At 67.6% G+C, this 7,192-nt stretch carries 9 protein-coding genes; 7 read left to right on the forward strand and 2 right to left on the reverse strand.

Features of this window, described 5'->3' with window-relative positions:
• Together ACI944_RS09450 and ACI944_RS09455 are read left to right on the forward strand one after the other, a co-directional pair.
• A partial coding sequence (locus ACI944_RS09450) for a class I tRNA ligase family protein (RefSeq protein WP_411718796.1) occupies positions 1-1,671 on the forward strand: 1,671 nt, incomplete at its 5' end.
• Between the two features lie 161 nt (positions 1,672-1,832).
• Positions 1,833-2,840 carry a threonine aldolase family protein gene (locus tag ACI944_RS09455; protein ID WP_411718797.1) on the forward strand — a complete coding sequence of 336 codons (1,008 nt, stop codon included), beginning with the start codon at positions 1,833-1,835 and terminating at the stop codon, positions 2,838-2,840.
• 7 nt (positions 2,841-2,847) lie between these two features.
• Here the strand turns inward: ACI944_RS09455 and ACI944_RS09460 are convergent, their stop codons facing one another.
• Entirely contained in the window at positions 2,848-3,078 is a 231-nt protein-coding gene (locus ACI944_RS09460; protein WP_411718798.1) for a hypothetical protein, read from the reverse strand.
• A 132-nt stretch (positions 3,079-3,210) separates the two neighbouring features.
• Here ACI944_RS09460 and ACI944_RS09465 point away from each other — a divergent pair, with 132 nt between their 5' ends.
• Positions 3,211-4,059 (forward strand): helix-turn-helix domain-containing protein, encoded by an 849-nt coding sequence (locus ACI944_RS09465; protein ID WP_411718799.1) that lies wholly within the window; start codon positions 3,211-3,213, stop codon positions 4,057-4,059.
• A gap of 177 nt (positions 4,060-4,236) precedes the next feature.
• On the opposite strand, the gene ACI944_RS09470 is transcribed toward ACI944_RS09465, so the two are convergent.
• Complete coding sequence (locus ACI944_RS09470; RefSeq protein WP_411718800.1) at positions 4,237-4,758, reverse strand: metallophosphoesterase; 522 nt, start codon at positions 4,756-4,758, stop codon at positions 4,237-4,239.
• 157 nt (positions 4,759-4,915) lie between these two features.
• On the opposite strand from ACI944_RS09470, the gene pdxT reads away from it, so the two are divergent.
• The 4 genes from pdxT to ACI944_RS09490 all read left to right on the forward strand — a co-directional run.
• Positions 4,916-5,494: a pyridoxal 5'-phosphate synthase glutaminase subunit PdxT gene (gene pdxT, locus ACI944_RS09475; protein WP_411718801.1), complete on the forward strand. Its 579-nt coding sequence runs from the start codon at positions 4,916-4,918 to the stop codon at positions 5,492-5,494.
• 70 nt (positions 5,495-5,564) lie between these two features.
• The gene (locus tag ACI944_RS09480; RefSeq protein ID WP_411718802.1) at positions 5,565-6,011 is read left to right on the forward strand and encodes a bifunctional nuclease family protein; all 447 of its coding nucleotides are present in this window, start codon (positions 5,565-5,567) and stop codon (positions 6,009-6,011) included.
• On the forward strand, positions 6,008-6,364 hold the full coding sequence (gene hisE / locus ACI944_RS09485) for a phosphoribosyl-ATP diphosphatase (RefSeq protein ID WP_411718803.1): 357 nt from the start codon (positions 6,008-6,010) through the stop codon (positions 6,362-6,364). The genes ACI944_RS09480 and hisE overlap by 4 nt, the downstream gene beginning before the upstream one ends.
• Before the next feature lie 125 nt (positions 6,365-6,489).
• On the forward strand, positions 6,490-7,192 hold a 703-nt coding region (locus tag ACI944_RS09490), incomplete at its 3' end, for an FAD-dependent monooxygenase (RefSeq protein WP_411718804.1).

The following is a 7,192-nucleotide window of genomic DNA, read 5'->3' on the forward strand; positions in this document are numbered from 1 at the left end:
CTGATGGCCGTCCCGGCACACGACGAGCGTGACCACGCCTTCGCGAAAAAGAAAGCTCTCGAGATCAGGCCGGTGATCGCCCCCGACCCTGGGGGCAGCGGGGAGCCGACCATCCCCGACGTTGAGAGCGAGGCGTTCACCGAAGACGGCGTCCTCGTAAACTCCGGGGAGTACGACGGCCTCGACAGCGAAACCGCCCGTGACCGGCTCACGGCGGACATCGAAGGGGCCGAAACGGCCACCCAGTACCGGCTCCGCGACTGGGGCATCTCCAGACAGCGCTACTGGGGAACCCCGATCCCGATCGTCCACTGCCCCGACTGTGGGGCGGTCCCGGTCCCCGACGAAGAGTTGCCCGTCGAACTCCCCGAATTCGTCAACACCACCGGCAACCCCCTCGACGCCGCCGACGAGTGGACGGAGACGACGTGTCCCGACTGTGGCGGCGACGCCGAACGGGAGACCGACACGATGGACACCTTCGTCGACTCGTCGTGGTACTTCCTGCGATACGTCTCTCCGGGCCTCAAGGACGCCCCCTTCGATCGTCCCCGTGCCAACGACTGGATGCCCGTCGACCAGTACGTCGGCGGCATCGAACACGCCGTGATGCACCTGCTGTACTCGCGGTTCGTCACGAAGACACTCGCCGACCACGAGGGGCTCACCCACCGCGAACCCTTCGAGAACCTGCTCGCGCAGGGCATGGTCCAACTCGAGGGCGAAAAGATGTCGAAGTCGAAGGGCAATGTCGTCTCCCCGCAGGCCATCGTCTCGGAGTACGGGGCCGACACCGCACGGCTGTTCATGATGCAAGCCGCCCAGCCCGAACGCGACTTCGACTGGTCCGAACAGGGCGTCCAGTCGGCGTACGCGTTCCTCGCGCGGCTGCTGGAACTCGTCGAAGCCTACGCTGCCGGGGAGATCGAAACGACCCCGGAGGCCGGGCCGATCGCCGACTACCTCGAAAGCGAGACCGAGGCCGCCGTCGTCGTCGCGACCGAGGAGTACGACGAACTGGTGTTCAACACCGCCGTTCGCGGTGCCAAGTCGCTCGTCGGGACTCTCAGACAGTACCGCGAGTATACGGCCGTCCACGACGAGACGTTCGAGCGCGCGCTGTCGGTCGCGGTTCGGCTACTCGCGCCTGTCGCCCCCCACGTCTGCGAGGAGCTGTGGGAGACGCTCGGCGAGGATGAGTTCGTCGTCGAGTCGGCCTGGCCCGAGACCGACGCCGACCGCGACGCCGTCGAGAAACGGCGACGGCTCGTCGAGAACACCCGCGAGGACGTCCGCCAGATCGTCGAGGTCGCGGGCATCGACGACCCCGAACGGATCGACATCGTCGTCACACCCGAGTGGAAACACGAGGCGCTGAACGTCGCCATCGACAGCGACGCGCCGAACGTCATCGGCGAGTTGATGCAACGCGACGAGATCAAACGTCACGGCGACGAGGCCGCTTCGTACGGTCAGGAACTCCAAGAGAACCGTGAGGCGCTCCAGCGGACACTCGGCCCCGCCGCCGAACTCGACGCGCTTGAGGCCGCCGCCTGGCTGATCGAACGGGAATTCGACGCCGAGGTGCGCGTCCTCGCCGCGGCTGACGCCCCCGAGGACGTGGCGAGGAAGGCCGAACCGTCGCGGCCGGCGATCGATATCGAGGAGTAGCCCGAACGCTCGCGACGACCGAGTCGGGCCTGTGGGCCTCACGGCCTGGGCCGATCGGCTTCGTACCGGAGCCCACACGCGCGGCGACCGCCGGACACGGTAGCACCTGCCGGCCACGCTCCCCGCGTCACGCTTATACACTCCCGCGCGACCCCATATATATGATCGATCTGCGGAGCGACACGGTGACGAAGCCCACGGCAGAGATGCGAACCGCGGCGGCCGAGGCCGGGGTGGGCGATGACGTCTACGGTGAGGATCCGACGGTGAACGAACTGGAGGCGGCGGTCGCTGAACTCCTCGGCAAGGAGGCGGCGCTCTTCGTTCCGTCCGGGACGATGGGAAACCAGATCGCTGCCCGCGTCCACACGGAGCGCGGCGCGGAGGTCCTTCTTGAGCGGGAGAGCCACATTTATAAATGGGAGCTGGGCGGCCTCGCCCAGCACGCGGGGCTGCAGGTCCGGCCGATCGACGGCGGGCCGCGCGGGGTCGTGACGCCGGAGGCCGTCGCCGACGGCCACGTCGAACGCGACAGCCACCGCCCCGGCACCGGATTGGTCTGTCTGGAGAACACCCACAACAGCAGGGGCGGGAGGGCTATCGCCGCCGACCGGATCGACGCCGCCTGCGAGGCCGCACACGAGCGAAACGTTCCGGTCCACGTCGACGGCGCGCGCCTGTTCAACGCCGCCGCCGCGCTGGAGACCGATCCTGCCCGACTGGTCCGATCGGCCGACTCGGTGATGTGCTGTCTCTCGAAGGGCCTCGGCGCACCCGTCGGCTCGACCCTCGTCGGCCCGGAGTCGTTCATAACCGATGCCCGCCGAGTCCGGAAGCTGTTCGGCGGCGGAATGCGACAGGCGGGGTTGATCGCCGCGCCTGGTCGACTCGCGCTGGAGAACCGGGACCGCCTCACCGAGGATCACGAGAACGCGCGCAAACTTGCGACCGGACTCGCCGATATCGAGGGGCTCTCAGTCACGAAGCCGGAGACCAACATCGTGTTGGTCGATCCCGATCCCCCGGCCGACCAGTTCCTCGAACGGCTGGCGGATCGGGACGTCCTCGGCGTTCCGTTCGGCGACGGGCAGGTCCGGTTCTGTACCCACCTCGGGGTCGATCGGGCCGACATCGAACGGGCGATCGATCGGATCGCGGTGGCAGTCTAACGCGCGATCACTTTCGTCTGCCGTCGCGCATCCCCTCGGAGAAACTGACGAGCGTTTTCCGGAGGAACAAAAAGAGCGCGAAGACGACGAGCAAAAGGACTAGAATGATACCGACCAAGACGGGGTCGACTCCGAAGAACGGCGACGCCGGGACCCCGACAGTCGAACGCGTCGGGGGGGCGACGGCCGGGAGCGTCGAGATGCCGACGGCCGGGTGAACCGGAACGAGACCTGTCATATCCCGCCATTGCGCCCCCGGGGCAAAATCGTTTCCGGGGTCGTCCGAGCGCCCCTTCCGTCGCTTCGGTCCGGGACACGTCCACCCGTTCAGTATAAAAGCTCATGATCGCGGGGTTGATACGCCTCGTCGATGAGCCTCCTGCCCTCCAGCCCCGACGTCTCCCCCGATGGCGACCCACGGGTCGTCGACCTCGACAGCGAGGAGGCCGACGAACTGATGGCCGCCCTCTCCTCGTCGACGGCCCGCCGGATCCTAGCGGCGCTTCATGATGACCCCGCCCCGCCCGGCGAACTCGCCGACCGCGTCGACACCTCCCTGCAGAACGCCCAGTACCACCTCGAAAAGCTAGACGACGCCGGCGCGATTGAGGTCGTGGGGACGGCCTACTCTGAAAAGGGTCGGGAAATGTCGGTGTACGGTCCCGCCGACAGTCCCCTCGTCATCTTCGCCGGCGAAGCGGAGCGCGCCTCGGGGCTCCGGTCGGCCCTCTCGCGGCTTTTCGCCGGCTTCCTCGCCCTCGGCGTCGGCGGCGCCGTGATCCAGACGCTGTTCGGTGGGGATGATGGCGTCCCACCCACCGAGTCCGGCGGTGACGCTGCCCCGGCATCGACCCCAAACCCGGAGGAAACACCCGCCCCGGCAGCGACCCCAAACCCGGAGGCGACCCCTACGCCGACGCCCGGGGACGGCGACGACGCCGGCGCGTTCGACGCCCCGGCCGACACGCCAGAGCCGGAGTCGACTCCGGCTCCGGAACCGACGCCGGAGGCGATGGAGGAACCCGTCCCGGAACCGACCGCGACGCCAGTTCCCGAACTCGAGGACGCGGCCGCCGAGGGGTCAGACGGCTTTTTGACCGCTCTTGAGGGGCTGTTAGTCGGTGGGATGCCCCCCGGGCTCGCGTTTTTTCTTGGTGGCGCGGCCGTCCTCACGCTCGTCGTCGGCGTGACGTATCTCCGCACTCGGCGGTACGCGTGAGAGCCCCCGGTGGTTGTCCCCCGGTTGTGTAAAACGTCGATTTTACCCTACGGTGGCCTCTTTATGTCCCGGTATCACGTATCGAATGCGCTGAACGCTTCGGCCCTCCACTGCTGCCCACCCCCCCCACCCCACCCGCTGAGCGTTCGGCGCGTTTTCCTTCCCCTCTGGTGACGCTCACCGAGCGTCTTGCGGGTCGATCGTGAAGCGATCGAACACCTCACCGGACGGTTCGACTAGCCGCCCCAGCGCCGCGTTCTCGGCCCCGTCCCACTCCAGTTCCGCGTGCGCGGGGCGGTGCCAGCGCGGGTCCGCGTGGCTGCCGGGGTTGAGAGTCGGCACAACGTCGTCGCTGAACCCCGGTTCATGTGAGTGTCCGACGACGAGGAGATCGGCGTTCGACTGCCGGCCGAACATCGACAGCGCGGTGTCGGTGTGCTCGTGGCCGTGAACGACGGCGATCCGAAGCCCGCGCCACTCGACGACCCGATCCCTCGGAACGCGGTTACATACCGCGGGCGTGTCGTTGTTGCCCGAGACGCCGTGGACGGGTCCGTACGACTCGAAGTCGTTGAGCACCGCGGCGGTCGTGAAGTCCCCTGCGTGAACAATCTCCGTTGCGGCCTCGACGGCCTCGGCGGTCCGCCCCGAGAGCCGGGCGTCCTCGCGGCCGTGGGTGTCCGAAAGAACGGCGAGCATACCGATGGTTCGCGGCCGCCCGACAAATGCCCACCGGCCTATCGCGCACGCCGTCCCCGCCCCGTCTTTCCAATACGCCGACTGGCTTCACGACACGGGCGCGGGACAGAACGGCCCGTATCGAGTACTTTTTTCGGTCGCCTATCCAATAGCGGATATGCTCACCGTGGGCGTCATCGCGGTCCAAGGCGATGTCGCCGAACACGCCGAGGCGATCGAGCGCGCAGCCGAGCGACACGGCGAGGTCTGTCGCGTCGAGACGATACGCTCGCCGGGCACCGTCCCCGACTGTGATCTGCTCCTGTTGCCGGGCGGGGAGTCGACAACCATCTCTCGGCTGCTCACCGAGGAAGGACTCAACGAGGAGATCGAGGCGTTTGCCGCCGCTGGCAAGCCGGTGCTCGCCACCTGTGCGGGCCTCATCGTCGCCAGTTCCGACGCGAAGGACGACCGCGTCGAAACCTTGGACATCCTCGACGTGAGCGTCGACCGGAACGCCTTCGGCCGACAGAAAGATAGCTTCGAGGCTGTCCTCGACGTAACCGGCCTCGCAGACCCGTTCCCGGCGGTGTTCATCCGCGCGCCCACGATCGATTCGGTCGGCGACGATGTCGAGACCCTTGCGTCGGTCGACGGCCAGCCGGTCGCCGTCCGACAGGGCAACGTCCTCGGCACCTCGTTTCATCCCGAGTTGACCGACGACTCGCGGATCCACGGGCTGGCCTTCTTCGAGTAGGCCGTCCTCCCGTCCCCGCCGCCGCGCGCTGACCGCCTGGGTTTTTACGCTCCGGCCGTTTTCTGACGGTATGGACGCACACATCGAGGGCGTCCGCGTCGCCGAGTCCCCGTCGGGGGTCGTCGCCGTGGTGACGCTCGGTGTCGAGGACCAGGCGGACGTCTTGCCCATCTTCGTCGGGTTCGAGGAGGCCGCGAGCATCGCCCGCGGCCTCGACGCGACCGACATCGGCCGCCCGCTCACGCACGATCTGTTGCTCGACGTGACCGAGGAGTTGGGGGGACGGGTCGACCGCGTCGTCGTCTCGTCGATCGACGACGGGACCTACATCGCCGACCTCCATCTCGACACGCCCCGCGAGTCGGTGACTGTCGACGCCCGCCCGAGTGACTCGCTGGCGCTCGCCGCGCGGACCGGCGCGGACATCGCGGTCGAACAGTCGGTGTTTGACGCCGGGCGCGAACCGATCGAGGAGTACGCGGGTCTGGAAGACATCCGGGGGATGATCGGCGCATGAGCGACGACGCCCCCGACCCGGCCAACGCAGACCCGGCACCCGCCCCGGCGGACGCCGAACGGACGCCCGACTCGGAGATCCTCGACGACCTGTTTACCGTGATCGAATCCCGAAAGGCGGAACTCCCGGAGGACTCCTACACCGCCTCGCTTTTCACCCACGAGAAGGGGGATAACGCCGTCCTCGAGAAGTTAGGCGAGGAGACGACCGAACTTGTTCTCGCGGCCAAGGACGACGATACCGAGGAGATCGCCCACGAGGCAGCCGACATCGTCTATCACCTGCTCGTCCTGTTATCGATGAAAGGGATGGCTCTCGAGGACCTCCGCGAGGAACTCCAGGAGCGCTACTGACGCGCGCGCTCGAATACGCCGCCGCCCTCACCCGTAGCAGCAACCACGGCGGCCGTTCGAAGCCGGCCACTCCCGCAGCGGCGTGTGACGTAGCATACTTGTCCGTCGCTTACTGGATAACCAGTATGTACGATGTCGTCGTCGTCGGCGCGGGCCCCGCGGGCTCGCGCTTCGCGCGTTCGGCCGCCGAGCGTGGCCGGGACGTGCTGGTGCTCGAATCGGGCGAGATCGGTCGTCCGCTCGCGTGCTCGGGCCATGTCAGCCTTGATGTCTGGGACTTTGTCCCCGAATCGGCGCGTGAGGACCTACTGCAAAACGAGATCCACGGCGCGCGGTTTCACCTTGGCGGTGCCGACAGCCCTGCGCACCCGTTTTATAAAGACGGCGTCATCTCGAACGTGATCGACCGCGTTGGCCTCGACCGGACACTGGCCGAATGCGCCCGTGACGCCGGCGCGGAAATCAGAACCAGCCACCGGGTTACCGCCGTGCGCGAGTGTTCCGATCGCGTTGAGGTCGACGCCAGCGGCCCTGACGGCCTCGACACGTTCGAGGCTCGGTTGGTCTGTGGGGCGGACGGCCCCCGATCCAAGGTTCGAAACGAGGTCGGTCTCCCCGAGCCCGAAGAGTTGCTACACGGCGTGTTGGGCTTCTCAGAGGCAGTCGACGACGACGACTTCGTCGACGTTCACCTCACTATTCCCCGATTTTTCGCCTGGCGCATCCCACGACGGGCGGCGGGCGTCGAGTACGGCCTCGCGGTCGCACCCGGCGACGACGCGCCCGGACGGTTTGAAGCGCTCGTCGACGACTACGGCGTCGATATCG

This window comes from Natronomonas sp., from assembly GCF_046710025.1.
Taxonomy (GTDB): Archaea; Halobacteriota; Halobacteria; order Halobacteriales; family Haloarculaceae; genus Natronomonas.

Bases quoted from the DNA above. Each gene is read 5' to 3' on its own strand.
- ACI944_RS09455 (WP_411718797.1), top strand. From the start codon at position 1,833: ATGATCGATCTGCGGAGCGACACGGTGACGAAGCCCACGGCAGAGATG.
- ACI944_RS09460 (WP_411718798.1), bottom strand. From the start codon at position 3,078: ATGACAGGTCTCGTTCCGGTTCACCCGGCCGTCGGCATCTCGACGCTC.
- ACI944_RS09465 (WP_411718799.1), top strand. From the start codon at position 3,211: ATGAGCCTCCTGCCCTCCAGCCCCGACGTCTCCCCCGATGGCGACCCA.
- ACI944_RS09470 (WP_411718800.1), bottom strand. From the start codon at position 4,758: ATGCTCGCCGTTCTTTCGGACACCCACGGCCGCGAGGACGCCCGGCTC.
- pdxT (WP_411718801.1), top strand. From the start codon at position 4,916: ATGCTCACCGTGGGCGTCATCGCGGTCCAAGGCGATGTCGCCGAACAC.
- ACI944_RS09480 (WP_411718802.1), top strand. From the start codon at position 5,565: ATGGACGCACACATCGAGGGCGTCCGCGTCGCCGAGTCCCCGTCGGGG.
- hisE (WP_411718803.1), top strand. From the start codon at position 6,008: ATGAGCGACGACGCCCCCGACCCGGCCAACGCAGACCCGGCACCCGCC.